Source organism: Sphingobium sp. DEHP117, assembly GCF_030867385.1.
Classification (GTDB): Bacteria; Pseudomonadota; Alphaproteobacteria; order Sphingomonadales; family Sphingomonadaceae; genus Sphingobium.
The window spans coordinates 1,203,780-1,228,788 of the sequence record NZ_JAPFBJ010000001.1; the positions used below are offsets into that span (position 1 = coordinate 1,203,780).

The window sequence follows — 25,009 nt, forward strand, 5'->3', positions numbered from 1 at the left end:
AGAGGGAATTCGGCCGGTCTTGCTCCGGCAATGGCGCGCTCATGCTGCGATGTGTAGCGCAACGCAGTAAATATAGGCTAAACCTTGAGCCGTCCGGCTCGCAGCCCATGTGGGACTGTATATCAAACAACCCTAAAGCGGGTTTCGCGGGTGGTCGTTCAGCAGCATCGCCACAAGCGACAGCAGCGCAAGGAGCGCGGCGAGCGCCAGTGCGGCATCGAACTGGCCGGTAAGGGCGCCAAGGAACAGCAGCAACAGCGCCGATCCGGGGGTGGCCCAAGCCCAGAGCGGCAGGCCGGTGGTCCGTCCCCGCCCCGCCAGAACGGTCGCGGTACCGCTCAGGATCGCGAGGTGGAGGCCGTTCGACCAGTCACCCTGCTTCGCGCCCAGCGCCACCATGCCCAGAGCGAGCACTAGAGGCAGTGCCAGTTCCGTCAGCGCGCCTTTGCCATGATGTTGGCCCAGCGCCGCGATCTGGCGCGCGACCATATCGACCGCGAGGGCCGCGATCAGCAGAAGCAGCGGCAATATGGTCCACCCCGGCACGATGGCCAGCAGCCCAAGAGCCGCCACGGCCAACGCCCCGGACCGGATATGCGCGGCGGAGATCTGCATGCGCAGAAGGTGTGTCGCCACCATGCGCGCCGGGCGTTGCAGCAGATAATGCTCGGCCCCCGCGCTGCCCGCCAGCGGTGCGGCGGCGAGCGAGCGCCCAACGAGATCGGCCGTATCCTGCCGCTCGACCAGAGCGACCCGTCCCTCCGCGATGTCGGTCGGCTCCACCACTATGCGATGCGGCGCGTTCTGCACCACGGCGCGCATCAGGGTGAGCACCACATCCCAGTCACCGATCAGATCGAGCGTGTTGAACAGGGTATGGGGTGCGACGCGCGCCAGCCCGGCCCAGCGATGCTGCGCATCGATCCGCTCCAGATGGGCGGTGGCGGGGTCATCCTGCGCCACCAGCAGCGCATTGCCCTCGGCCCGCCCCAATTGCGCGACATAGGCCTGATCGACGACCGCGCCGTCGGCGAAGAGGAGGACGTCGCTCTCTCGCGGCAGTTGGCGCAACAGGCTCGGCATGTCGCGGATGAGATGAAGCTGTGCCCCGCCGGCGGCAAACTGATCGACCATGCGCGAGAGGGACGGTGTCACCGCGTCGATCATCACGAAAATGTGGGTCGCGCCCGCCTGTATCGCCTGCCGCGCCTGATATTCGACCAGCGTCTGGGCCGCGAACACGATCTGCGCGCGGGGCACCCCCGGCCTGTCGGAAGAGGGCGCGAGGGCAGAAAGGATCGCGGCGAGAGGCATGAAATATTGTGAGGTCCGGTTGCAGGTGGAAATGGCCCGCAACCTTCGCAACATGGAGCGCGATATGCAAGAGGCGGCGCGCAGCCGCCTGTACGATGGAAATCAGTCTGCGGCGAGCGAGGCGAGCGCGGAGCGCAGGCGGCGCAGGATCTTCTCGTCGCCCGGTGCGGATCCCTGCGCCTGTTCGATCAGCGCGATCATGTGGACAACGCCGAAGCTGCCGCTCAGCCCCTTGAGGCGCCAGAGCGCCAGATGCCAGGCGGATTCGTCGGCCGCGCGGGCCAGCAGATCGATCTGCCGGTCGGCACTCTCGAGAAACGCACGGCGCAGGTCGCGGACAAGGGAGGCGTCGTCGCCCACCGCCGCGGCCAGAGCCATATTGAGGTTTCCGCCTTCAAAAGCCATGGGTGGACCCTAGCCGATCGCGGTTAACAAGCGGTTGCAAATAGGCGTTTGCTGCGCGAAAAAAGCTGCTACAGTCCGCGGCTGAAACGGGGAAGATATCGTGGGCCTGAGGCGCGAAGAAGATTTCATCGAGGATCTGGAGCCGCAGGGGGAAGGCGCCGCTTTCTCCCGCTTTGCCACGGATGAACTGATCGACGACGACGAGCCGGTGCCGAGCGCCGCAGGATCCCGCTGGATCACCGCTGGCAGAATCACGGTGATTGCGCTGGCGGTGGCGTGGATCGGCTTTGCGGGGTATCTGCTGTTCGCGCGCGGTTTCCGCCTGCCTGCGCTGGAGCAGATCCCGCTCGCAGCGGCAAGCATGGCCACCCCGCTGATCCTGCTGGGCATCGCCTATCTCATCCTCGCGCGCGGCAGCATGGGCGAGGCGGACCGCTTTGCCCGCATCACCGCGCAGCTGCGCCGGGAGGCCGACGCGCTCGACATGCGCCTCGCCATCGTCAACCAGCAGCTCGACACCGCGCGCCAGACGCTGCGCGATCAGGCGAGCCTGCTTGAGGAATATGGCGGCTCGGCCAGCCTCAACCTTGAGGCGGCCGCCAAGACGCTGACCCAGCATGCGAGCACGTCTGCGCAACAGGCCGAGATTATCGAGCGCGCCGGGCTAAGCCTCGCCACGCAGTTTGGTCGTCTTGTCGACGCGATGCCGGATGTCGAGGCGCGCACGGAACGCGTCAGCTCGACGCTCTCGCTGGGCACCGACACGCTGGGCGAGAAGGTAGACCGGCTGGAAGCGCGGCTCGACTCGATGGCGCGCCTGCTCGACGAAGCGCGCACCCGCACCACAACGACGACGCAAAGCCTGACCGCGCAGCTGATGCGCATTCAGGACGCCACCCGTTCCGCCTCCGAAGAGGTGACGGGGATGGCCGACATCAGCGCGAACCGCATCGACGCCGCGATCGACATGGCACGCAAGGCGATCGACGAGGCGGGGGTGGCGCTGGATTTGCGCTCGACCGAGCTCAACATGCTGATCGAGCAATCGCGCACTTCGCTGGGGTCTATCGGCGGGCAGGCCGTGCTCGCCTATGGCGAGAGTATCGCCCAGATCGAGGGGCGGCTGCGCGAGCTGGACGATATGGTTCAGGAACGCGCCGAGGCGATCGGCGATGTCGCGCGCACAATGTCCCTGCGCATCGAGGCGCTGAGCGACGAGCTGGCACAGCTGCAGTCGCTGGGCGTCGCCAGCTCCGAGCGCATGAGCGAGACGATGGAAGGCCTGACGCAGCGCACGCGCAATCTGGATGAGGCCCTCCAGTCCGGCAACAAGGCAGCGGAAGGCATGATCGCCCGCACCGAGGGCCTGCTGATGGCACTCGACGCCAGCGTGCGCGAGCTGGACGAAGGCCACCCGGCTGCGCTTGCGCGCCTCAACGACAAGATCGACAGCAGCCAGCGACTGATCACGGTGATCATGCCCGAGATCGAGCATCTGGAGACGATGGCCGCCTCTGTGCTGGGCCATGCGCGCGAATCCGAGGAACTGCTGAGCGGGCAGCAGCGCAAGCTGCGCGACCTGCTGCACGGTGGCGAGACCATGCTGGCCGGATGCCGGGAGCAGGTCGATGCGCTCAATCTCGCCATCGAGTCGGCGGATACAGGCGCGCGCCGCCTGTCTGACAGCGCAGGTCCGCAAATGGTCGCCACCCTGTTGCGCATCAAGGACACCGCCGAGCAGGCAGGCCTGCGCGCCAAGGAGGCGCTGTTCAATGCCATCGCCGAGGCGAGCAGCCAGATTGGCGATGCCAGCGAGCAGGCGATGAACGAGCGGCTGGGCGATGTATTCCACGCACGCATCGAGGAAGTGAGCGCGGTGGCCGAGCGCGCTGTGCAGGCGGCCCACGCGGCATCGGACCGGCTGATGCGCCAGCTTATCACCATCGCGGACACGACTGCCTCGATCGAACGCCGCATCGCCGAAGCCGAAGAGGCGGCGCGGAAGCGCGAGCAGGACAGCTTCTCGCGCCAGTCCGCCGCACTGATCGAATCGCTGAACAGCATATCGATCGACATGACCAAGATATTGGCCGGCGATGTGAGCGACACATTGTGGTCGGCCTATCTGAAAGGCGACAGGGGCGTGTTCTCCCGCCGCGCGGTGCGCCTGATCGACAGCGCCGAGTCTCAGGCGATCTGGGCGCTCTATCAGCGCAATGCTGGCTTTGCCGACAATGTGAACCGCTATGTCCACGATTTCGAGGCGATGCTGCGCACGATCCTGGCCTCGCCCGAGGGCACATCCATCGCCGTCACGCTGCTGTCGTCCGACATCGGCAAGCTTTATGTAGCGTTGGCGCAGGCGATCGACCGCCTGAAGGATTGACGCGCCACCTGGAGCATCGTGCGCAAAAGTGGGAACCGGTTTTGCGCCAAAACGATACGGTAAAACAGAAACTTAGAGCGCGCTGCGTTAAATTTGACGCAGCCGCGCGCTCTATCTTTTTGTTGTCGCATCGCTTTTGCCAAAAACCGGTTCCCACCCTTCGACAAGCTCAGGACAGGCCCTTTTGGGCAGGATGCTCTAGGGGCTGTGGGGATTCAGTCCATATAGGCCTGCAAAGTGCTATTTTCTGCGCTTCGGTGCTCACGTACCTTTAAGTACGCTGCGCTCCGATGCTCGAAAATCCCCCTTTTGCCCTGCGGTCGCCTGCGGCCCCGGCTCCATCTGAACTGAATCCCCACAGCCCCTAGTGACGCATCCACCGGCTGATATCGAGGCTTTCTATTCCCACCCAGCCATTGACGTAATTGGCGTAGTAGAGCGCGAACAGGATTGCCGAAAGGATCGTCGCGCGGATCGCGAGGCGCCGGGGCTGGAAGTTGCCGGGCGCGCTGTCTGCCTGACCGGGAACGAGCGTTTCTCCGGTTTCATGCGGCGTCTTGACGCCCAGGGGCAGCATCAGGAACGCGCTCATCACCCAGAACAGCGCGTAAATGGCGATGATGGACGTGATCTTCATGCGCGCGCCATAGCGCGAGGGCACCTAGATGTCGATGATCAGCACGTCGACGATCGGCTTCTTGCCGGTCCAGCGGGTCGCGGCACGGCGCACGGCGAGGCGAACCTGCTCGCGCACGGCTTCGACGTCGCGGTTGGCCGCTGCGGCAACGGCCTCGGCAGCGGCTTCTGCTGCCTCGGAGAGGAAGGCCTCGCGATCTTCCTCCAACGGAACGCCCTGGAGGCGGAGCTGCGGCGCGCCCACCAGCCGCCCCTTGCCATCGCGCGCCACCGCCACGCTGATCTGGCCGTTGATGGAGAGCTTGCGCCGCTCATTGATCGTGCCGCCATCGGCGGGAAGAATGACATCACCATCCAGCACCAGCCGTCCGGTCTGCTCATGGCCGATCACCGCCGGATCGCCGGGGGCAAGGCGGACCAGGTCGCCATTCTTCTGCACCAGCGCCGTCGGGATGCCGCTCGCAAGGCCGAGGCGGGCCTGCGCCTGCATATGCCGCATCTCGCCATGCACCGGCAGCAGGATTTCGGGCCGCAGCCATTCGTACATCGCGCGCAGTTCAGGCTGGCCGGGATGGCCGGAGACGTGGATATGCGCCTGTTTCTCCGTCACCATCTCGACGCCCTGCGCGGCGAAGGCGTTTTGAATGCGACCGATCGCTATCTCGTTGCCGGGGATTTGCTTGGAGGAGAAAACGACGAGGTCTCCCGCCGCCGGCTTGATCGGGTGCGTGCCCTCGGCCATGCGGGCCAGCGCCGCGCGCGCCTCGCCCTGCCCGCCGGTCGCGATGATCATCACCTCGCGAAGCGGAAGATCCATCGCGCGGTCCCAATCGACGAGCGGTGGCAGATCGCGCAGATAGCCGTTAGCCTTGGCGACCGAGCTGATCCTGTCCAGCGAGCGCCCGGCAAGGCACAGCTGGCGCCCGGTGGCGCGGGCGACATCGCCCAGCGTCTTCAGCCGCGCGACGTTGGAGGCGAAGGTGGTGACGATCACCCTGCCCTTCGCGCTCTTGATTACATCGAGCAACCCATCGCGCACGCCGCCCTCGGAGCCGCTGGCCTCGGTGTTGAACACGTTGGTGCTGTCACACACCAAGGCCAGCACACCCTCGTCACCGATCGCGCGCAGCTGCGCTTCGCTGGCCGGATCGCCGATCAGCGGCTCATCGTCCAGCTTCCAGTCGCCGGTGTGGAAGATGCGGCCATAAGGCGTGTCGATCAGTAACGCGTTGCCCTCGGCGATGCTGTGGGCGAGCGCGACATAGCGGATGGCGAACTCGCCGAGCTGGATCGAGCCGCCCAGATCGACCGTGCGCAGCTCCACCTGATCGCGCAGGCCCTCCTCCTCCAGCTTGCCCGCGATCAGGCTGGCGGTGAAGGGAGTGGCGTAGAGCGGTACGCCAAGGTCCGCCGCGAGATAGGGCAGCGCGCCGATATGATCCTCGTGTCCATGGGTCAGCACGATGCCGAGCAGGTCGTCCCGCCGTTCTTCTATGAATGCGAGGTCGGGCATCACCAGCTCTATGCCCGGATAAAACGGATCCGCGAAGGTGACGCCCAGATCGACCATGATCCACTTGCCGCGACAGCCATAAAGGTTCGCGTTCATGCCGATTTCGCCCGACCCGCCCAGGGCCAGGAACAGAAGTTCGTCTTTGGGGGTCATCAGCCGTGCTGGCTCCTGCTGTATAACATGGCCAGGCCTTCGATGGTCAGATCTGACACGATCCGGTCAAACAAGCTGGTGTGTTTATCGAACAATACTGCGAGGCCGCCGGTGGCGATCACCTTGGCGGGGCGGCCGATCTCGGCGCGCATCCGCGCGACGAGGCCCTCCATCATCGCGACATAACCCCAGAAGACGCCGATATGCATCTGATCCTCTGTGGTGCGGCCGATGACGGAGGCGGTGGCGGGCGCCTCGATCGCGATGCGGGGCAGCTTGGCGGCGGCGCTCACGAGCGCATCCAGCGACAGGTTGATGCCCGGCGCGATGATGCCGCCTTTGTAGGCGCCGGTATAGTCCACAACGTCGAACGTCGTCGCGGTGCCGAAATCGATGACGATGAGATCGCCCGGCTCACGCGCGTGGGCGGCGATGGCGTTGATCACCCTGTCAGCGCCCACGGACTCGGGCTCCGCGACATCGAGCACGATGCCCCACTGCGCCCCAGCCTCGCCCGCGACGAGCGGCTCTACCTTGAAATATTTGCTGGCGAGCGTGCGCAGATTATGCAGCGCGCGCGGGACCACGGTGGCGATGATCACGGCGTCCACGTCCGCCATGGCGAAGCCCTCGAGCATCAACAGCTGGTTGAGCCAGACTGCATATTCATCACCCGTGCGCCGCGCATCTGTGGCTATGCGCCAGCGCGTGCGGATGACGGGCGCGGCACCGCCCTGCCCCGGCTCGACCAGAGCAAAAACGACATTGGTATTGCCGGCATCAATCGCCAGAAGCATCGGTCAAGTCACTCCGTAAAAGCTGTTCGCGGTCACAGCAGGAAGGTGTCGCCCGCATGCATGACACGGATCGCCCCATCCGCCAAGCGCAGGATAAGCGCGCCTTGCGGATCGAGCGCTTCGAACGTGCCGGAAATACGCTCGCCGTCGGGCAGTTCCACCATCAGCGGCGTGCCGGGGCGATGCGCGCGCTCCTGCCAGGCGCGCGCCACCGGCTCCAGCCCATAGGTACGCCAACGGGCAAGCCAGGCCGCGAAATGCTCGGCCACACGCTCAAGGATATGGGCGGCGTCGGCGGCTTCAACGCCCAGATCGCGCAGGCACGCCGTTCGCCGGTCCGGCAGCGAAGGCGCGCTTGCTACATTGATGCCGACGCCGAGCACAACCGCATCGCCCGCGCGCTCCAGCAGCATACCGGCGAGCTTGGCGTTGCCAGCCATGATGTCGTTCGGCCATTTGAGGCTGAGGACGCCCGCGCCGGTGAATTCGGACAGCGCATCGTGCACCGCGACCGCCAGCACCAGGGCGAGGCTGTGCGCCGGAGGATCCTGCGGCGTCAGGCGGACGAGCGTGGAGGCGTAAAGATTGCCCGCCTCGCCCAGCCAGGCGCGGCCCATGCGGCCTTTGCCCGCGCTCTGGCGGTCGGCGCGCAGCCAAGCGCCCTCCGGTTCCCCGGCGGCAGCGAGCGCCTTCATGTCGTCATTGGTGGATCCGGTTTCGCCGACAAGCCTTACGGGAAGTTGCATCCCGGTCAGTGGAGTGCCGCCGCCGCGGCTCCGCTCAGCGCATCGAGCAACGGGTTGAAGAAATACCCGAGCACGATGAGCGTGGCGCACAGGGCGATCAGCCCGCTCTCCAACCGGCTGGCGGCTGGTGCGTAGGCATCGGCGGGTTCGTCGAAGTACATCGTCTTGATGATCTTCAGATAATAGAACGCGCCGACAACCGACATGGCGATACCGAAGGCAGCGAGCCCGGTCATCCCGGCGGCGACGGCGGCATCGAACACCAGAAACTTGGCCCAGAAGCCCATCAATGGGGGAATGCCGGCCAAGCTGAACATGAAGATCGCGATGGCAGCGGCGAGACCCTTGCGGCTCTGGGAGAGACCGGCGAGGCTGGCGATGTCTTCCACCGGGTTGCCGCTCGCATCGCGCATTTGCAGCACGCACAGGAAGCTGCCCAGTGTCATCACCACATAGATGGCGAGGTAGCTCATAACAGCCGCGACGCCTTCGGCCGTGCCAGCCGCGAGGCCGATCAACGCGAAGCCGACATTGTTGATCGAGCTGTAGGCAAGCAGGCGCTTGATGTTGGTCTGGCCGATCGCCGCGATTGCGCCAAACAGGATCGACGCCAGCGCGACGAACACCACGATCTGCTGCCAGCTCGATACCGCACTGCCCATCGCCTCCATGGCCACGCGCACGGTGAGGCCGAGCGCCGCAACCTTGGGCGCGCTGGCGAAGAAGGCGGTGACGGGGGTCGGCGCGCCTTCATAAACGTCCGGCGTCCACATGTGGAACGGAACCGCGCTGATCTTGAACGCGAGGCCCGCCAGCACGAACACCAGGCCGAAGGTTTCGCCGCTTGACAGCCCATCGGCCATAGCGGCGGAAATGCCATCATAGCTGGTCGAGCCGGTGAAGCCATAAAGCAGGGAGATGCCGTAAAGCAGGATACCGCTCGCCAGGGCGCCGAGCACGAAATATTTGAGGCCCGCTTCCGCCGAGCGCCCGTCCTGCCGCATGAAGCTGGCAAGGATATAGGCGGAGAGGCTCTGCATCTCCAGCCCGACATAGAGCGTGAGCATATCGCCCGCCGACACCATCATACCCATGCCGACGCACGAAAACAGGATCAGGATCGGATATTCGGCGCGGATGGCCAGAACGCCCCCTGACACTCCGGTGGCGAAGAAGCGGGGCGCGACGAGGATCGAGACAGCAGCGGCCGCGTAGATCAACCCCTTGGCAAAGGTCGAGAAAGCATCGCCGCTATAGAGGCCACCAAAGGCGTCTCCGCCCGCCGTCCACGCCGACCCCAGGGTCAAGGCCGCAAGACCGAGCGATGCGACAGCCAGCCAACCGACAAGCTGGGCGCTCTTGTCGCCCGCATAGGCGGCGATCATCAGCAAAACCAACCCGGCTGCGGTCAGCACCAGTTCGGGCATCGCGAGTATCAGGGAAGCGGTATCCAACATCAGTGCGCCTCTCCAGCGGTTGCGTGCTTTTCTTCGCCCTCGTGGCCGCCTTCGTGCGCGCCATGAGCGGCCGCTGGCTGCGGCTTGCCTGCCGTCAGCTTTGCGTCACCCTCCGGCTTGGCGGGCGCGATGCGCGCCACCAGTGCCTGCACATCGCCGCGCATGGGGCTGAGGAAGCTTTCGGGATAAACGCCCATCCACAGCACGGAGAGGCCGATGGGCACCAGCATCACCAGCTCCCGCGCCGTGAGATCCGGCATCGCGGCGGCATCGGCGTTTTTCTGGTCGCCAAAGCAGATGCGGCGATAAAGATAGAGCATATAGGCCGCGCCCAGGATGATGCCGGTGGTGCAGACCAAAGCGACCCAGCTCGACGCCTCGTAAACGCCCATCAGCGACAGGAACTCGCCCACGAAATTCGAGGTGCCGGGCAGGCCGACGGACGCCATCGTGAACAGCATGAAAAGCAGCGCGTATTTCGGCATGTTGATGGAGAGGCCGCCGTAACGGTCTATCTCGCGCGTGTGCAGCCGGTCATAGATCACGCCGACGCACAGGAACAGCGCCCCGGAAACGAGGCCGTGGCCCAGCATCACCATCATCGCGCCCTCGATGCCCGCCTGATTGAAGGCGAACAGGCCGACGGTGACGATCGCCATATGCGCGACCGAGCTGTAGGCGATGAGTTTTTTCATGTCGCTCTGCACAAGGGCGACGAGCGAGGTGTAGACCACCGCGACCATCGACAGCGCGAACACGAGCCAGGCGAACTGCGCGGACGCCTCCGGGAACATCGGCAGCGAGAAGCGGATGAAGCCATAGCCGCCCATCTTCAGCAACACGCCCGCCAATATGACCGAGCCTGCGGTCGGCGCCTGCACGTGCGCATCGGGCAACCAGGTGTGCACCGGCCACATCGGCATCTTCACCGCAAAGCTGGCGAAAAAGGCGAGCCACAGCCATGTCTGCACCTGCGGATCGAAATTGTAAGCCATCAGCGTCGGGATGTCGGTGCTGCCCGCCTCGCGCGCCATCCACAGCATCGCGATCAGCATCAGCACCGAGCCGAGCAACGTGTAGAGGAAGAATTTGTAGCTCGCGTAGATGCGGTTCACGCCGCCCCAGATGCCGATGATGAGATACATCGGGATCAGGCCTGCCTCGAAGAAGATGTAGAACAGGAACAGATCCTGCGCAGCGAACACGCCGATCATCAGCGTTTCCATGAACAGGAACGCGGCCATATATTCGCCGACGCGCTTTTCTATGCTGTCCCAGCTTGCCAGGATGCAGATCGGCATCAGGAACACGGTGAGCGCGATCAGGGTGAGCGCGATGCCGTCTATCCCCATCGCCCAGGCGAAGCGACCGAAGATCGGCGCATATTCCTGGAACTGCCACTGCGCATGACCGGCGCCCTGATCGAAACTGAGCCATAGCAGGATGCCCAGCGCGAAATCGACGAGCGTGGCGATCAGCGCGATCGTGCGCGCTGTGCTGGCGCCCGAAAACAGGCACGCAGCCGCGCCCACCATCGGCACTGCCATCATGAAGGACAATATGGGAAAGCCGAGCTCGTTCATGATACTGTTATCGCCCAGGTTACCGCGGCGGCGAGGCCAAGCAGCATCACCAGCGCATAGGTGTAGAGATAGCCGGACTGGAGCCTGCGCGTGACGCGCCCGCCCGCGACGACCAGCGCAGCCATGCCGTTGGGGCCGAAGCGGTCAATGGTCCCCTCGTCGCCCCGCTTCCAGAAAAAGCGACCGATGGCGAAGGCGGGCTTTACGAACAGCATGTCGTAAAGCTCGTCAAAGTACCATTTGTTGAGCAGGAAGTCGTAGAGCACATGGAAGTGCGCCGTGAACTTGGCGGGCCAATCCGTGTTGCGGAGATAGGCAAGGTAGGCGATGACAAGCCCGGTGGCCATCACCGCGAACGGCGACCACTTCACCCACAGCGGTACCTCATGGCTCGCGTGCATCAGATGCGCGTCGAACGCGAGGGTCGATGGCGCCCAGAACTCCGCACCGCCTTCGGCATCGATGAAGGCATGATGGAAGACATAGCCGGCAGCGACAGCGCCGATCGACAGGACGATCAGCGGGATCAGCATGACAAGCGGGCTCTCGTGTGGATGATAACCCGCCGTGCCGATCACCGGCGCGGAGACATGCGCGTGGCTGGGGCTGTCATGATGCCCTGAGTCTTCCTCGTCCGGATGGTCATGGTGGTCGCCATGGCCGTGCGCGTCATGAACCGCGTGCTGGATATGTTCGCTGCCCGCCCAGCGCGCCTTGCCGAAGAAGGTGAGGAACACGAGCCGCCAGCTGTAGAAGCTGGTGAGCAGCGCGGCGGTGACGCCGATGAGGAATGCGAAGGTTCCGGGGCCGCCTGCTGCGTAGGCGCTTTCGATGATCGAGTCCTTCGAGAAGAAGCCCGCAAAACCGAACAGGGTGCCGGGGATGCCGACGCCGGTGATTGCCAGCGTTCCGGCCGTCATCGCCCAGAAGGTGATCGGGATTTCCTTACGCAGCGCGCCATAATAGCGCATGTCCTGCTCGTGGTGCATGGCGTGGATCACGCTGCCCGCGCCGAGGAACAGCAGCGCCTTGAAGAAGGCGTGGGTGAAGAGGTGGAACATCGCCGCGCCATAAGCCCCCACGCCCGCAGCGAAGAACATGTAGCCCAGCTGCGAACAGGTGGAATAGGCGATCACGCGCTTGATGTCGTTCTGCGTGGTGCCAACCGTAGCCGCGAACAGGCAGGTCGCCGCGCCTACATAGGTCACCACGGCCAGCGCCGTCTCGCTGGTCTCGAACATCGGCGAGAGGCGGCAGACCATGAACACGCCCGCAGTCACCATCGTCGCCGCATGGATCAGCGCGGAAACCGGCGTCGGGCCTTCCATCGCGTCCGGCAACCAGGTGTGCAGGCCGAGCTGCGCCGACTTGCCGCATGCGCCGATGAACAACAGCAGGCACAGCACCGTCATCGTATCGAAGCGATAGCCCAGAAAACCGATGGTGCTGCCTGCCATGCCCGGCGCGGCGGCGAGGATATCCGGGATCGAGATCGTATCGAACACCAGATAGGTGCCGAAGATGCCGAGCATGAAGCCAAGGTCACCCACGCGGTTGACGACGAAGGCCTTGATCGCGGCGGCCGAGGCCGAAGGCTTGCGGAACCAGAAGCCGATGAGGAGGTAGGACGCCAAGCCCACCCCTTCCCAGCCGAAGAACATCTGCAGCAGGTTGTTCGCCGTCACCAGCATCAACATCGCGAAGGTGAAGAGCGAGAGGTAAGCGAAAAAGCGCGGCTGATCCGGCTCTTCCTCCATATAGCCCCAGCTGTAGAGGTGGACGAGCGCGGACACGCTCGTCACCACCACCAGCATCACGGCGGTGAGCGCGTCAACGCGCAGCTCCCATGCCGCCTCGAAGCTGCCAGAGGACAGCCAGTGCAGCACCGGCACGACCATTGGCCCGGCATCACCCGCGACGTAGCTTAGGAAAATCGGCCAGGAGAGCGCGCACGAGACGAACAGCGCACCCGTCGTGACGAGCTTCGCGGGGAGCTTGCCCAGCGCCTTGTTACCCAGCCCCGCAATGATCGCGGCGAGCAGGGGGAGGAAAACGATAAGCTGGATTGATGTCATAGTTCCCCTCCGACCATGACATAATCGTCATGCTGAACTAGTTTCAGCATCCACTCATCCCCTTGGCCCCGCACTTCATGGCAAAATGGACCCTGAAACGAGTTCAGGGTGACGAACCTTTTCATCCCCATCACCCCTTCATCCGGTTGGCGTCGTCTACGGCAATAGTGCCGCGCGAGCGGAAATAGATAACGAGGATGGCAAGGCCGATCGCGGCCTCACCCGCCGCCACGGTCAGCACGAACATGCTGAAGATCTGGCCGACGAGATCCCCCAGATAGGCCGAGAACGCGACGAGGTTTAGGTTTACGGAGAGCAGGATCAGCTCGATCGCCATCAGGATGATGATGATGTTCTTGCGGTTGATGAAGATGCCGAGGACGCCCATCACGAACAGGATGGCGGAGACAACCAGATAATGTTGCAGGCCGATCATGCGGCTTCTCCTCCACAAACCGTTCGGTTCGAGCTGCCGTCGAGCGAAGTCGAGACGGCTGTCGAGAACATTTCTCGACTTCGGTTCTCGACAAGCTCGAACCTGCGCTCGAAACGAACGGGAGTGATTGTCAGGGCAGGTGTCACAGCTCTACCCCCTGCCCTACGGGCTGATTGACGTTGACCACGGCATCCTGCGGGCGGCGGCGGTTTTGCTTGTCTATATTCTGTGCGCGCACGCCGCTCCGCGCGCGGTGGGTCAGCACGATCGCCCCGATCATCGCGACCAGCAGGATGATGCCGGCGGCCTCGAACAGGAAGATATAATCGGTGTAGAGCACCTGCCCGATCGCCTTGATGTTCGGCACATCGGCGGGCGTCGGCGCGGCGCGCTGGGAAAGCTGAAGCGGCCCGGCCTTCCACACGCCAAGGCCGAGCAGGATTTCCGCCAGCAGCCCGAGCGCGATCAGCACGCCGAACGGCAGATAGCTGACGAACCCGGCGCGTAGCTCGGCAAAATCGATGTTGAGCATCATCACGACGAACAGGAACAGCACCGCAACCGCGCCGACATAGACGATGACGAGCAGCATCGCGATGAACTCCGCGCCGACGAGCACCATCAGCCCGGCCGCGTTGAAGAAGGCGACGATCAGCCACAGCACGCTGTGCACCGGGTTGCGCGCGAAGATCGTCAGCGCACCGGCCGCGATCATCAGCGTCGCAAACAGATAAAAGGCGAAGACCTGTATCACTGGATGTTCATCCCCCTGCGTCGCGCCTTAACGATAGGGCGCATCGGCGGCAAGGTTTGCCGCGATTGCCCGCTCCCATTTGTCGCCATTTTCAAGCAGCTTCGCCTTGTCGTAGATCAGCTCCTCGCGCGTCTCTGTCGAGAACTCGAAATTCGGCCCCTCTACGATAGCGTCTACCGGGCAGGCCTCCTGGCAGAAACCGCAATAGATGCACTTGGTCATGTCGATGTCGTAGCGCGTGGTGCGACGGCTGCCGTCCTCGCGCGGCTGGGCCTCGATCGTGATCGCCTGCGCCGGGCAGATCGCCTCGCACAGCTTGCACGCGATGCACCGCTCCTCGCCATTGGGATAGCGACGCAGCGCATGCTCGCCGCGGAAGCGGGGCGAGATCGGGTTCTTCTCGTAAGGGTAGTTGATCGTCGCCTTGGGCTTGAAAAAATATTTCAAGGTCAGCCAATGGGCCTTCACGAACTCCCAGAGGGTGAAGGATTTGATGTAGTGGGCGATCATTTGGTGGCTCCCATCACAACCGAACCGCGTGTAGTTTCATAAACATTGCACTTGGCTCGCATCGTATGATCCAAAGTTCCGCCCGGAATAACTTTCCAGTCACTGGCTTCAAAAGATGGTTCCAAATGCCCACTGCCTAACAGCCCAGCAACTCGATGGAACCCAGAAACCACTCCAGCATATGGCAAGAGAATCGTCGCGTCCCGGCTCCGGGTATCCTTCCATTCGAGCATCATATAAACTGGGCGTCGGTCTACTACCGTCACCTCCCCTTTCTCATCGAAAAGGCCGCGAGGATCCTGAATGACGTCAAAAGTCTGAGCAAATGGCCGTGTCAGAGGTTTGTCGTTCGGCGGGACCTGCCTGTTTTCCTCCGTGTTGACGACAAACATCAACGGAATGATGGGTTGGCTAGCTCCGTCAGGGGTATTCTCCATGAAAGCACAGCTTACATAAAACGCGTTACCTGCTTTCACTGGTCGCGGAGTTTCCTGTTTAATAGCGTCATACTCGGCTCCCGTTACCTCGTGAGGAGGAATGCTAAGCTGGGCGCTGCTGGCGTCAATCCAACACAAATAAGCAATAGCTATAGCCGAACTAATGCACCTTCTCATCCCCCATACCTCGTCAGCATGAGGAAGCCGCTCACCAGGAACACGAACAGCAGTGAGGTCGGCAAAAACACCTTCCAGCCCAGCCGCATCAGCTGGTCATAGCGATAGCGCGGGACGGTCGCCTTGACCCAGGAAAAGACGAAGAAGAAGAACAGGATTTTTGCGAACAGCCAGATTATGCCCGGCACCATATAGAGCGGCGCCCAGTCGACCGGGGGCAGATAGCCGCCCCAGAACAGGATCGCGTTCAGCGCACACATCAGGATGACGTTGGCATATTCGCCGAGCCAGTAGAGCGCGAACGCCATCGAGCTATATTCGGTCTGATAGCCCGCGACGAGCTCGCTTTCCGCCTCGGTCAGGTCGAACGGCGCCCGCGCGGTTTCTGCCATTGCGCTGATCAGGAACATCACCGCCATCGGAAACAGCAGCGGGTTGAAGCCGTTGCCGTTGAGGAAGCCGTAATAGCCCTTCTGGCTCTCGACTATCTGCGAGAGGTTGAAGCTGCCCGCCCACAGCACCACGCAGATGAGGATGAAGCCGATCGAGACTTCATAAGAAATCATCTGAGCCGAGGCGCGCATCGCACTGAAAAACGGATATTTCGAGTTCGATGCCCAGCCCGCGATCACGATGCCGTAAACGCCGAGCGACGAGATCGCGAGGATATAGAGCAGCCCGACATTGATGTCTGCCAGCACCACGCCGACATCGAACGGCACCACCGCCCACGCCAGCAGCGCGACGGTGAAGGTGATGATCGGCGCAATGAGAAATAGCCCCTTGTTCGCCGCGCTCGGGATGATGGTTTCCTGCAGGAAGACCTTGAGGCCATCCGCGAAGGACTGGAGCAGACCGAACGGGCCGACGACATTCGGCCCGCGCCGCAGCGCCATCGCCGCCCAGATCTTGCGGTCGGCATAGATGATCATCGCCACGGCCAGCATGAGCGGCAGCGCGATCAGGAGAATGCCGATCACGGTCGAGAGCAGCCACGCGGCCTCGAACGGGATGCCATAGGATTGGAAAAAGGCGGTCATTGAAGCATCCCCTTAAAGCCCCTCCCCTTCAGGGGAGGGGTTGGGGTGGGGAAATGCCCCAAGCGCCTCGTTGCTGCGCAAGGCCCCACCCTCGGCCCCTCCCCTGAAGGGGAGGGGTGAATATGCGCTACCCACCTCATTCCGCAGCCTCCGCGAAAGTCTCACCGTGCAGCAGCTCCGCCGAGCAGCGCTGCATCGTGGGCGAGGCGCGGCAGATGGCATTGGTGAGGTAGTAGTCCTTGATCGGCGAGCCGAATTCGCCGCTCGCGCCGGTGGGCAGTTTGGGAGCGGACCAGCCGTAGTTCACCAGCCCTTCGGTGGCGAGAGCCGGGACATCCGCGAACATCTTGGCGCGCAGATCGGCGAAGCTGTCGAACGGCAGGGTCTTGCCCATCACCTGGCTGAGAGCGCGCAGGATCGCCCAGTCTTCGCGGGCATCGCCGGGTGCGAACACCGCCTTGTCGCTGCGCTGGACACGGCCTTCGAGATTGACATAGGTGCCCGCCTTCTCGGCATAGGAAGCGCCGGGGAGGATCACGTCCGCCGCGTGCGCGCCCGCGTCGCCATGATGGCCGATATAGACCTTGAAGCTATCCGCGAACTGGCCGTAGTCCACCTCGTCCGCGCCCAGCGAGAACAGCAGCTTGGGCTTGGCGGCGGCGATGGCTTTGATGCCGCCCTGGCTGGCGAAACCGAGCATCAGCCCGCCCATGCGCGCGGCGGCGAAGTGCAGTATGTTGTAGCCGTTCCAGCCTTCCTTCAGGAGGCCGAGCGTCTCGACCAGCGCGAGCGTGTCGCCATGTGCGCCGTCCTTGGCGAGGATACCACCGCCCGCGATCAGCATCGGCCGCTTCGCGTTCAGGAACGTGCCGATCACCGCCTTGGGCAGCTTGGCCAGCAGCGAGGCATCGTTGCCCAGCCACTCAACTTTATAGGTGAGATCGTGCTGCGGCCCGATGGCGTAGACCTTCGCCCCGCGCTTGATCGCCTTGCGCACCCGCGTGTTGATGAGCGGCGCTTCCCAGCGCAGGTTGGTGCCAACGAGCAGGATCGCGTCCGCCGTCTCGACCCCCGCGATGGTGCTGTTGAAATTGACGGCCGAGAGGCTCGACACATCATAGGCGAGGCCAGTCTGCCGCCCTTCGAGCATCGTGCCGCCCAGTGCGCGGACCAGCTCGCGGCCCGCATACATCGTCTCGCAATCGAGCATGTCGCCCGCGACAGCGGCGACCGAGCCTTTATGCTTCACCGCCGCAATGGCCGCGAACGCCTCGTCCCAGCTGGCAGCGACGAGCTTGCCGCCTTTGCGGACATAAGGCTTGTCGAGGCGGGCGCGCACCAGCGCGTCAACATGATGCCGGGTTTTGTCCGACGCCCATTCCTCGTTCACGTCATCGTTGACGCGCGGCAGCACGCGCAGCACCTGCCGCCCGCGACTGTCCAGGCGGATGTTGGTGCCGAGCGCGTCCATCACGTCTATCGCGAAGGTCTTTTTCAGCTCCCACGGACGCGCCTCGAACGCATAGGGCTTGGCGGTTAGCGCGCCGACCGGGCAGAGATCGACCACATTGCCCGAAAGCTCGCTCTTGACCGCATGCTCGAGATAGGTGGTGATCTGCATGTTCTCGCCGCGATAGATCGCGCCGATCTGGGGCACGCCCGCGACTTCTTCGGCAAAGCGGACGCAGCGCGTGCACTGGATGCAGCGGGTCATCGCCGTCTTGACCAGCGGGCCCATATATTTCTCGGTCACGGCGCGCTTGTTTTCGGCAAAGCGGCTCGCGCCCTTGCCATAGGCGACGGACTGGTCCTGCAGGTCGCACTCGCCGCCCTGATCGCAGATCGGGCAATCCAAGGGGTGGTTGATGAGCAGGAACTCCATCACGCCCTCGCGCGCCTTCTTCACCATCTCGCTGTCTGTGCGGATGGTCTGCCCCTCGGCTGCCGGAAGCGCGCAGGAGGCCTGCGGCTTGGGCGGGCCGGGTGCGACCTCGACCAGGCACATGCGGCAGTTGCCTGCGATCGACAGGCGCTCATGATAGCAGAAACGCGGGATTTCCTTGCCCGCCAGCTCGCACGCCTGAAGGACGGTGGCGCCCTGCGGGACCTCAATCTCTACGCCATCTACGGTGAGTTTAGGCATTAGCGCACCACCTTGATATCATCGGACGCATAAAGCCCTTCGGCCTTTGGTTTGGTAGATTTCATACGCACGAGATAACCGCCACTTTCGACATATTTGGCAACTTCATCCAAATCATGACATAGGATTTCAGCGTGTGTTTCGTTACCAGCGCCGGATTTAGCTACCTTATAGGCTCCTGCCTTTTTGTAAGGCCGTAAAACGACTTGGCTAGTTTGCCCCTTACGTGAGCCGATATGCTTCACGGTGTGCTCCCGGTATATGTCGCGGACAGTCACGCCGCCGCCTCCCGCACAACATCGTCACCCCGGACTTGATCCGGGGTCCCGCTGCCTTTGATCCCGCACCATGCTGACGAAAAGCCGCAGAAGAAAAGCGGGACCCCGGCTTTCGCCGGGGTGACGGCGTATGGCGATGAGGGGGTGATGATTGTCACTCCGCCGCCTCCATCATCGGGCCTGAGCTGCCGCCACGCTCCATAATCCGCCGCTCGATTTCCGGGCGGAAGTGGCGGATAAGGCCTTGGATCGGCCAGGCTGCCGCATCGCCCAGTGCGCAGATGGTGTGGCCTTCGACCTGCTTGGTCACCTGTTGCAGCATGTCGATTTCTTCGATCTCCGCTTCGCCGGTGCGCAGGCGCTCCATCACGCGCCACATCCAGCCGGTGCCCTCGCGGCAGGGGGTGCACTGGCCGCAGCTCTCATGCTTGTAGAAATAGGAAAGCCGCGAAATGGCGCGCACGATGTCCGTGCTCTTGTCCATCACGATCACCGCCGCCGTGCCGAGGCCGGAGCCGAGCCCGCGCAGGCCATCAAAATCCATCGGCGCGTCCATGATCTCTTTGGCCGGGACCAATGGCACCGAGGAGCCGCCGGGGATGACAGCGAGCAGATTGTCCCACCCGCCGCGAATGCCGCCGCAGTGCCGGTCGATCAGCTCGCGGAAGGGGATCGACATGCTTTCCTCGACCACGCAGGGCTTGTTCACATGGCCGCTGATCTGGAACAGCTTGGTGCCCTTGTTGTTGTCCCGCCCGAAGCGCGAGAACCACGCCGCGCCGCGCCGGAGGATCGTCGGGCTGACCGCGATGCTCTCGACATTGTTGACCGTCGTCGGGCAGCCATAAAGCCCCGCGCCCGCCGGGAACGGGGGCTTGAGGCGCGGCTGGCCCTTCTTGCCCTCAAGGCTTTCGATCTGCGCGGTTTCCTCGCCGCAGATATAGGCCCCTGCCCCGCGATGGACGAACACATCAAAGTCATAGCCGGAGCCGCAGGCGTTACGCCCAAGGAACCCCTTGGCATAGGCCTGCTCGACGGCGGCGAAGAGAACCTTCGCCTCGTAGATGAACTCGCCGCGAATATAGATGTAAGCGGCGCGCGCGCGCATCGCGAAGCCGGCGACCAGCGCGCCCTCGATCAGCTTGTGCGGATCGTGGCGGATGATCTCGCGGTCCTTGCAGCTGCCCGGCTCGGACTCGTCCGCGTTGATGACGAGGAAGCTCGGGCGGCCGTCCTTGCTTTCCTTGGGCATGAACGACCATTTCATGCCCGTGGGGAAGCCCGCGCCGCCGCGCCCGCGCAGGCCACTCGCCTTGATGATCTCGATGATGCCGTCCTGCCCGATTTCGAGCAGCTTCTTGGTGTTGTCCCAGTCACCGCGCTTTATCGCCGCGTCTATGCCCCAATCCTGAAAGCCATAGACGTTGGTGAAGATGCGATCCTTGTCCTCCAGCGGGCCGACGAACGGCGGCGGGGGCGGAGTGGCGGGTGCGGTGGCGTCAGTCATGGTCATACCCCTCCGATCCCTCTCCCTCAAGGGAGAGGGTTACGAAGCCTTGCGAGCGAAGCAAGCTAGGCGCAGTTGGGCGAGGGTGAGTCCCCTCACCCTGCCCTCTCCCCTGAGGGGAGAGGGTATGTTGGAGCATACCCATCACCAGCCCCCCCGATAATCATGGTTTTCGCTGACCATTTCCTTGAGCGACGTCGGCCCGCCCTCGGGGCAGCTGGTCTGGCGCTCGATCTGCGGGCCGATCTTGGGCTGTTTGCCCGCCGCGAGATCGTCGAGGATCGCGGTCATCGTGTCGAAAGTCAGGTCTTCGTAATTGTCGTCGTTGATCTGGACCATCGGCGCGTTGGCGCAGGCGCCGAGGCACTCGACCTCATTCAGGGTGAACAGCCCATCGGCGGTGGTGCCGCCCTTGTGCAGCCCCTTCGCCTTGCACGCGGCGAACACGTCATCAGACCCGCGCAGCATGCACGGCGTCGTGCCGCAGACCTGCACATGATAGCGGCCGACCGGCGCGAGGTTATACATGGTGTAGAAGGTCGCGACCTCGTAGGCGCGCATATAGGGCATGTCGATCTGAGCGGCGACATATTCGATCACCGGCACGGGGAGCCACCCTTGCGTGTTCGTCTCCGCGCCGACCTGCCGCTGGGCAAGGTCGAGCAGCGGCATGATGGCAGAATGCTGCCGCCCGGCGGGATAGCGGGCGATAACCTTCTCGGCTTGGCTCGCGTTTTCGGGTGTCCACGCGAACCCGCCCCAGCGGGCGCGGACCTCGGCTTCGTCGGGAATGGTTACAGCATCAGACATGCATACATCCTTCGTCATCCAGGGCTTGACCCGGGATCCCGCTCTTCTTTTGTCCCGCCGTCGAAGAAAAGCGGGACCCCGGCTCGGGGGCCGGGGTGACGGAGCTGGAAGACTGCATCACCGGATGAACTCCACTCTGGCCACCTTGTCACCTTCAAAGGAATAGACCGCGATCACCTCGAACGGCTCGACCAGCTCTGAGCCATCGGTCGCCGGGCCACGCGTCACATATTCGCGGAACAGCACATAATTGCCGATGGCCTGACGCTCGCGGATTTCCGCTTGGTTCTGCGGCCATTTGGCGAACGCGGCGGCGAGGCCGGAGCGCGTGCCCTCCTTGCCCTCGCGCACCACCGCGCCGCGATAGTTCGCTTCGCAGGCGTCGTCGGTCATGTAGGACACATAGGTGTCCACATCCTGCGCGTTATAGGCGGCGATCATGGCTTGGGCGATGGCGAGCTTGTCAGACATTCGACTTCCTCACTCTCGCTCCGAAATATAACCAAAGTGCTGCCGCTGCCGCTGCCGCTGACCCATAAATTCCAGTCGGAATTACCGCCAAAACTGGCAACCCACCGTCGAACAATCCGCCACCACCGCCTAACGCGGACCACATGGCCATTCCACCCACTACCCAAGCCAACCACGATAGGGCGATCAATGTCAGCTTGGCAGCCCAATGCTTCGTGCCTAAAATATGGGCCACCAAAGCAGCTAAAGCCCAAACCAGCGCACCTTGCAGGGCGGCGAAAAGCAACGTGCCCATAAAGCCCAAAGTGACATAACTAAGAGTTGGAAGCGTGCTCACCGGTCACACTCCCCGAACACGATGTCCATCGCGCCGAGGACGGCGGTGGTGTCGGCGAGCATGTGGCCCTTCATCATGAAGTCCATCGCCTGCAAGTGGCTGAACGCGGTCGGGCGGATCTTGCAGCGATAGGGCTTGTTGCTGCCGTCGCTGACCAGATAGACGCCGAACTCGCCCTTGGGGCTTTCGGTGGCGACATAGACTTCGCCGGCCGGAACGTGGAAGCCCTCGGTGTAGAGCTTGAAGTGGTGGATCAGGGCTTCCATGCTCGATTTCATCTCGCCGCGCTTGGGCGGCACGACCTTGCGGTCGAGCGAGGCGATCGGGCCTTCGGGCATTTGCTGGAGGCACTGCTTCATGATGCGCGCGGACTGGCGCACTTCCTCGACGCGGACCATGAAGCGGTCGTAGCAGTCGTAGTTGGTGCCGACAGGGACGTCGAACTCCATGCGGTCATAGACATCATAGGGCTGGCTCTTGCGGATGTCCCACGCAATGCCGGAGCCGCGGATCATCGGGCCGGAGAAGCCCCATTTGAGCGCGTCTTCCTTGCTAACGACGGCGATGTCGACATTGCGCTGCTTGAAGATGCGGTTGTCCGCCACGAGTGAAATCGCGTCCTCGAACAGGCGTGGCAGGCGCGTATCCAACCAGTCACCGATGTCGGTCAAGAGCTTCAGCGGCACATCCTGATGCACGCCGCCGGGGCGGAAGTACGCGCTGTGCATACGTGCGCCAGATGCACGCTCGAAGAAGTTGAGGCAATCCTCCCGGATCTCGAACAGCCACAGGTTCGGCGTCATCGCACCAACGTCCATCACGTGACTGCCCAAGTTCAGCATGTGATTGCAGATGCGGGTCAGCTCGGCAAAGAACACGCGCAGATATTGCGCGCGCAGCGGCACTTCGAGGTTCAGCAGCTTCTCGATCGCAAGCACGTAGCTGTGCTCCATGCCGAGCGGCGAGCAGTAATCCAGCCGGTCGAAATAGGGCAGCGCCTGAAGATAGGTCTTGTACTCGATCAGCTTTTCGGTGCCGCGATGGAGCAGGCCGACATGCGGATCGCACCGCTCGACGATCTCGCCGTCCAGCTCCATGACGAGGCGCAGCACGCCGTGCGCGGCGGGGTGCTGCGGCCCGAAGTTGATCGTATAATTCTGGATGCCGTCTTCATCGACGCCGACGACGACCTGACGCTTTTCCGTCTGCTCGAGTGTTTCGGCGCTCATGCCTTATCCTCGCTCTTTTTTCGGGTCGCGCGGGGTTTGGGCGCGGGTTTCGACCCGGCCTCGGCCAGCTTTTGCGCGGCGGTCTTGCGCGGGGCGCGCGGCTTCTTGACGGCGGCGGACTGCTCTGTGGCGGCGACGTTGGCTGCCTTGCCTGCGCCGGTCTGGCCGGGATGTTCGGTCGTTTTGGGCGTCGTCACCTTGGGCGCGGGTGCCTCGCTCGCCTTGGGCGGCGGCGGCGCGGCGGGTGCAGGGGTGGGTGCGCCTTGCTCCTGCGCCTTGGCCTTCTCGTCACCCGGCAGCACATATTGCGCGCCTTCCCACGGGCTCATGAAATCGAAGTTGCGGAAATCCTGCGCCAGGCGAACCGGCTCATAAACGACGCGCTTGTCTTCCTCGCTAAAGCGAAGCTCAACAAAGCCGGTGAGCGGGAAGTCCTTGCGCTGAGGATGGCCGGCAAAGCCATAGTCGGTGAGGATGCGGCGCAGGTCCGTATTGCCGGAGAACACCACGCCGTACATGTCGAACACCTCGCGCTCGAGCCAGCCCGCGACCGGCCACAAGCCCGTTACCGAGGGGACCGGCGTCGCTTCATCCGTGCCGACCTTGACGCGCACGCGGTGGTTCTTCGTGACCGAGAGCAGGTGATAGACCACCTCGAACCGATCCGGCCGGTCGGGATAGTCGACGCCCGCAATTTCCATCAGCTGCTGATACTGCGCGCCATCACGCAGCGCTTCCATCACGCGGATGAGAGCATCGCGCGCGACGACGAGCGTAATCTCGTCCGCCGCCTGGACCAGCGCGAGCAGATCCCCACCTACGAGCGCACGCAGACTGTCCGCGCAGTCATCGGTATGAACCACTCTGGGGGCGGAATGGACGCTGCTCATCTCTCAATCGTCCCCACGCGGCGGATCTTCCGCTGAAGCTGCATGATGCCATAGAGCAGCGCTTCAGCCGTCGGCGGGCAGCCGGGCACATAGATGTCGACCGGCACGATGCGGTCGCACCCGCGCACGACGCTGTAGCTATAGTGATAATAGCCGCCGCCATTGGCGCAGCTGCCCATGGAGATGACGTATTTCGGCTCCGACATCTGGTCATAGACCTTGCGCAGCGCCGGGGCCATCTTGTTGCACAGCGTGCCCGCGACAATCATCACGTCCGACTGGCGCGGAGACGCGCGCGGGGCGGCGCCGAACCGCTCCAGATCATAGCGCGGCATGTTGACGTGAATCATCTCAACCGCGCAGCACGCAAGGCCAAAGGTCATCCACCACAGCGAGCCGGTACGCGCCCACTGGAACAGCTCCTCGGTCGAAGTGACGAGGAAGCCCTTGTCCTGCACTTCAGTGGAGAGCGCGTTGAAGAATTGCGGGTCGGGCTCCGTGCCGGGCGCCGGGGCGCGTCCGGTATGCGGCCGCTCTAGCTCTACTCCCAATCGAGTGCTCCCTTTTTCCACGCATATACAAGGCCGAGCACCAGCTCGAAGATGAAGATCATCATCGTCGCCCAGCCGGTCCAGCCGATCTGATCGAGGCTGACGGCCCAGGGGAATAGGAACGCGGCCTCAAGATCGAAGATGATGAACAGGATCGCCACGAGGTAGAAGCGCACATCGAACTGGTTACGCGGGTCCTCGAAGGCCGGGAAGCCGCACTCATATTCGGAAAGCTTGTCGGCGTTCGGCTGATGCGCGCCGGTCAGGCGGGCGACGAGCATCGGCAGGAACACGAACACGCTGGAAAGCGCAAGGGCGATGCCGAGAAAAATGAGAATTGGCAGATATTGGCTGAGATCGACCAAGCTTGCCCC

At 63.4% G+C, this 25,009-nt stretch carries 25 protein-coding genes; 1 reads left to right on the top strand and 24 read right to left on the bottom strand.

What is annotated here, in order from left to right; genetic code table 11:
- Positions 1 to 132 precede the first annotated feature (132 nt).
- Positions 133 to 1,314, bottom strand: a complete 1,182-nt coding sequence (locus OOT33_RS05965) for a hypothetical protein (RefSeq protein WP_307749079.1) — start codon at positions 1,312 to 1,314, stop codon at positions 133 to 135.
- A gap of 102 nt (positions 1,315 to 1,416) precedes the next feature.
- Positions 1,417 to 1,719 (bottom strand): Hpt domain-containing protein, encoded by a 303-nt coding sequence (locus OOT33_RS05970; protein ID WP_307749080.1) that lies wholly within the window; start codon positions 1,717 to 1,719, stop codon positions 1,417 to 1,419.
- Between the two features lie 100 nt (positions 1,720 to 1,819).
- Here OOT33_RS05970 and OOT33_RS05975 point away from each other — a divergent pair, with 100 nt between their 5' ends.
- On the top strand, positions 1,820 to 4,105 hold the full coding sequence (locus OOT33_RS05975) for a hypothetical protein (RefSeq protein WP_307749082.1): 2,286 nt from the start codon (positions 1,820 to 1,822) through the stop codon (positions 4,103 to 4,105).
- 364 nt (positions 4,106 to 4,469) lie between these two features.
- Here OOT33_RS05975 and OOT33_RS05980 read toward each other — a convergent pair whose 3' ends face one another.
- The 22 genes from OOT33_RS05980 to OOT33_RS06085 form a co-directional block, all read right to left on the bottom strand.
- Entirely contained in the window at positions 4,470 to 4,742 is a 273-nt protein-coding gene (locus tag OOT33_RS05980) for a DUF1467 family protein (protein WP_307749083.1), read from the bottom strand.
- A gap of 24 nt (positions 4,743 to 4,766) precedes the next feature.
- Positions 4,767 to 6,407: an MBL fold metallo-hydrolase RNA specificity domain-containing protein gene (locus OOT33_RS05985; protein ID WP_307749084.1), complete on the bottom strand. Its 1,641-nt coding sequence runs from the start codon at positions 6,405 to 6,407 to the stop codon at positions 4,767 to 4,769.
- Positions 6,407 to 7,204 carry a type III pantothenate kinase gene (locus OOT33_RS05990; RefSeq protein WP_307749085.1) on the bottom strand — a complete coding sequence of 266 codons (798 nt, stop codon included), beginning with the start codon at positions 7,202 to 7,204 and terminating at the stop codon, positions 6,407 to 6,409. Before OOT33_RS05990 ends, OOT33_RS05985 begins: the two co-directional genes overlap by 1 nt.
- A 32-nt stretch (positions 7,205 to 7,236) precedes the next feature.
- Positions 7,237 to 7,950: a biotin--[acetyl-CoA-carboxylase] ligase gene (locus tag OOT33_RS05995; RefSeq protein WP_307749086.1), complete on the bottom strand. Its 714-nt coding sequence runs from the start codon at positions 7,948 to 7,950 to the stop codon at positions 7,237 to 7,239.
- 5 nt (positions 7,951 to 7,955) lie between these two features.
- On the bottom strand, positions 7,956 to 9,407 hold the full coding sequence (nuoN, locus tag OOT33_RS06000; RefSeq protein ID WP_307749088.1) for an NADH-quinone oxidoreductase subunit NuoN: 1,452 nt from the start codon (positions 9,405 to 9,407) through the stop codon (positions 7,956 to 7,958).
- Positions 9,407 to 10,990, bottom strand: a complete 1,584-nt coding sequence (locus OOT33_RS06005) for an NADH-quinone oxidoreductase subunit M (RefSeq protein WP_307749090.1) — start codon at positions 10,988 to 10,990, stop codon at positions 9,407 to 9,409. Before OOT33_RS06005 ends, nuoN begins: the two co-directional genes overlap by 1 nt.
- Complete coding sequence (gene nuoL / locus OOT33_RS06010) at positions 10,987 to 13,065, bottom strand: NADH-quinone oxidoreductase subunit L (protein ID WP_307749091.1); 2,079 nt, start codon at positions 13,063 to 13,065, stop codon at positions 10,987 to 10,989. The genes OOT33_RS06005 and nuoL overlap by 4 nt, the downstream gene beginning before the upstream one ends.
- 130 nt (positions 13,066 to 13,195) lie before the next feature.
- Positions 13,196 to 13,501, bottom strand: coding sequence for an NADH-quinone oxidoreductase subunit NuoK (gene nuoK, locus OOT33_RS06015; protein WP_307749093.1), 306 nt, complete (start codon positions 13,499 to 13,501; stop codon positions 13,196 to 13,198).
- Between the two features lie 142 nt (positions 13,502 to 13,643).
- The gene (locus OOT33_RS06020) at positions 13,644 to 14,255 is read right to left on the bottom strand and encodes an NADH-quinone oxidoreductase subunit J (protein WP_307749095.1); all 612 of its coding nucleotides are present in this window, start codon (positions 14,253 to 14,255) and stop codon (positions 13,644 to 13,646) included.
- Between the two features lie 27 nt (positions 14,256 to 14,282).
- The gene (nuoI, locus tag OOT33_RS06025) at positions 14,283 to 14,765 is read right to left on the bottom strand and encodes an NADH-quinone oxidoreductase subunit NuoI (RefSeq protein ID WP_307749097.1); all 483 of its coding nucleotides are present in this window, start codon (positions 14,763 to 14,765) and stop codon (positions 14,283 to 14,285) included.
- Positions 14,762 to 15,241, bottom strand: a complete 480-nt coding sequence (locus OOT33_RS06030; protein WP_307749098.1) for a hypothetical protein — start codon at positions 15,239 to 15,241, stop codon at positions 14,762 to 14,764. The genes nuoI and OOT33_RS06030 overlap by 4 nt, the downstream gene beginning before the upstream one ends.
- A 134-nt stretch (positions 15,242 to 15,375) precedes the next feature.
- Positions 15,376 to 16,419 carry an NADH-quinone oxidoreductase subunit NuoH gene (nuoH, locus tag OOT33_RS06035; RefSeq protein ID WP_307749099.1) on the bottom strand — a complete coding sequence of 348 codons (1,044 nt, stop codon included), beginning with the start codon at positions 16,417 to 16,419 and terminating at the stop codon, positions 15,376 to 15,378.
- A gap of 136 nt (positions 16,420 to 16,555) precedes the next feature.
- Positions 16,556 to 18,562 carry an NADH-quinone oxidoreductase subunit NuoG gene (gene nuoG / locus OOT33_RS06040; protein ID WP_307749100.1) on the bottom strand — a complete coding sequence of 669 codons (2,007 nt, stop codon included), beginning with the start codon at positions 18,560 to 18,562 and terminating at the stop codon, positions 16,556 to 16,558.
- Complete coding sequence (locus OOT33_RS06045) at positions 18,562 to 18,807, bottom strand: hypothetical protein (protein WP_307749102.1); 246 nt, start codon at positions 18,805 to 18,807, stop codon at positions 18,562 to 18,564. The genes nuoG and OOT33_RS06045 overlap by 1 nt, the downstream gene beginning before the upstream one ends.
- A 187-nt stretch (positions 18,808 to 18,994) precedes the next feature.
- Positions 18,995 to 20,347, bottom strand: a complete 1,353-nt coding sequence (gene nuoF, locus OOT33_RS06050) for an NADH-quinone oxidoreductase subunit NuoF (protein WP_307749103.1) — start codon at positions 20,345 to 20,347, stop codon at positions 18,995 to 18,997.
- A gap of 144 nt (positions 20,348 to 20,491) precedes the next feature.
- A complete protein-coding gene (gene nuoE, locus OOT33_RS06055; RefSeq protein ID WP_307749104.1) occupies positions 20,492 to 21,157 on the bottom strand; it encodes an NADH-quinone oxidoreductase subunit NuoE in 666 nt (221 codons plus the stop codon).
- A gap of 117 nt (positions 21,158 to 21,274) precedes the next feature.
- On the bottom strand, positions 21,275 to 21,628 hold the full coding sequence (locus tag OOT33_RS06060; RefSeq protein ID WP_307749105.1) for a nuclear transport factor 2 family protein: 354 nt from the start codon (positions 21,626 to 21,628) through the stop codon (positions 21,275 to 21,277).
- Positions 21,621 to 21,965 carry a hypothetical protein gene (locus tag OOT33_RS06065; protein WP_307749107.1) on the bottom strand — a complete coding sequence of 115 codons (345 nt, stop codon included), beginning with the start codon at positions 21,963 to 21,965 and terminating at the stop codon, positions 21,621 to 21,623. Before OOT33_RS06065 ends, OOT33_RS06060 begins: the two co-directional genes overlap by 8 nt.
- Entirely contained in the window at positions 21,962 to 23,194 is a 1,233-nt protein-coding gene (locus OOT33_RS06070) for an NADH-quinone oxidoreductase subunit D (RefSeq protein ID WP_307749108.1), read from the bottom strand. The genes OOT33_RS06065 and OOT33_RS06070 overlap by 4 nt, the downstream gene beginning before the upstream one ends.
- Positions 23,191 to 24,084: an NADH-quinone oxidoreductase subunit C gene (locus OOT33_RS06075; protein ID WP_307749109.1), complete on the bottom strand. Its 894-nt coding sequence runs from the start codon at positions 24,082 to 24,084 to the stop codon at positions 23,191 to 23,193. The genes OOT33_RS06070 and OOT33_RS06075 overlap by 4 nt, the downstream gene beginning before the upstream one ends.
- Positions 24,081 to 24,635: an NADH-quinone oxidoreductase subunit NuoB gene (locus OOT33_RS06080; RefSeq protein WP_307749110.1), complete on the bottom strand. Its 555-nt coding sequence runs from the start codon at positions 24,633 to 24,635 to the stop codon at positions 24,081 to 24,083. Before OOT33_RS06080 ends, OOT33_RS06075 begins: the two co-directional genes overlap by 4 nt.
- Positions 24,626 to 25,000, bottom strand: a complete 375-nt coding sequence (locus tag OOT33_RS06085) for an NADH-quinone oxidoreductase subunit A (protein WP_307749111.1) — start codon at positions 24,998 to 25,000, stop codon at positions 24,626 to 24,628. The genes OOT33_RS06080 and OOT33_RS06085 overlap by 10 nt, the downstream gene beginning before the upstream one ends.
- Positions 25,001 to 25,009 lie beyond the last annotated feature (9 nt).

Excerpts from the sequence above, each read along its gene's own strand:
- OOT33_RS05970 (WP_307749080.1), bottom strand. The coding sequence starts at position 1,719 with ATGGCTTTTGAAGGCGGAAACCTCAATATGGCTCTGGCCGCGGCGGTG.
- OOT33_RS05985 (WP_307749084.1), bottom strand. The coding sequence starts at position 6,407 with ATGACCCCCAAAGACGAACTTCTGTTCCTGGCCCTGGGCGGGTCGGGC.
- OOT33_RS05990 (WP_307749085.1), bottom strand. The coding sequence starts at position 7,204 with ATGCTTCTGGCGATTGATGCCGGCAATACCAATGTCGTTTTTGCTCTG.
- OOT33_RS06060 (WP_307749105.1), bottom strand. The coding sequence starts at position 21,628 with ATGTCTGACAAGCTCGCCATCGCCCAAGCCATGATCGCCGCCTATAAC.
- nuoE (WP_307749104.1), bottom strand. The coding sequence starts at position 21,157 with ATGTCTGATGCTGTAACCATTCCCGACGAAGCCGAGGTCCGCGCCCGC.
- nuoF (WP_307749103.1), bottom strand. The coding sequence starts at position 20,347 with ATGACTGACGCCACCGCACCCGCCACTCCGCCCCCGCCGCCGTTCGTC.
- OOT33_RS06075 (WP_307749109.1), bottom strand. The coding sequence starts at position 24,084 with ATGAGCAGCGTCCATTCCGCCCCCAGAGTGGTTCATACCGATGACTGC.
- OOT33_RS05965 (WP_307749079.1), bottom strand. The coding sequence starts at position 1,314 with ATGCCTCTCGCCGCGATCCTTTCTGCCCTCGCGCCCTCTTCCGACAGG.
- nuoL (WP_307749091.1), bottom strand. The coding sequence starts at position 13,065 with ATGACATCAATCCAGCTTATCGTTTTCCTCCCCCTGCTCGCCGCGATC.
- nuoK (WP_307749093.1), bottom strand. The coding sequence starts at position 13,501 with ATGATCGGCCTGCAACATTATCTGGTTGTCTCCGCCATCCTGTTCGTG.
- OOT33_RS06005 (WP_307749090.1), bottom strand. The coding sequence starts at position 10,990 with ATGAACGAGCTCGGCTTTCCCATATTGTCCTTCATGATGGCAGTGCCG.
- OOT33_RS06070 (WP_307749108.1), bottom strand. The coding sequence starts at position 23,194 with ATGAGCGCCGAAACACTCGAGCAGACGGAAAAGCGTCAGGTCGTCGTC.
- nuoG (WP_307749100.1), bottom strand. The coding sequence starts at position 18,562 with ATGCCTAAACTCACCGTAGATGGCGTAGAGATTGAGGTCCCGCAGGGC.
- nuoH (WP_307749099.1), bottom strand. The coding sequence starts at position 16,419 with ATGACCGCCTTTTTCCAATCCTATGGCATCCCGTTCGAGGCCGCGTGG.
- nuoI (WP_307749097.1), bottom strand. The coding sequence starts at position 14,765 with ATGATCGCCCACTACATCAAATCCTTCACCCTCTGGGAGTTCGTGAAG.
- OOT33_RS05980 (WP_307749083.1), bottom strand. The coding sequence starts at position 4,742 with ATGAAGATCACGTCCATCATCGCCATTTACGCGCTGTTCTGGGTGATG.
- nuoN (WP_307749088.1), bottom strand. The coding sequence starts at position 9,407 with ATGTTGGATACCGCTTCCCTGATACTCGCGATGCCCGAACTGGTGCTG.
- OOT33_RS05995 (WP_307749086.1), bottom strand. The coding sequence starts at position 7,950 with ATGCAACTTCCCGTAAGGCTTGTCGGCGAAACCGGATCCACCAATGAC.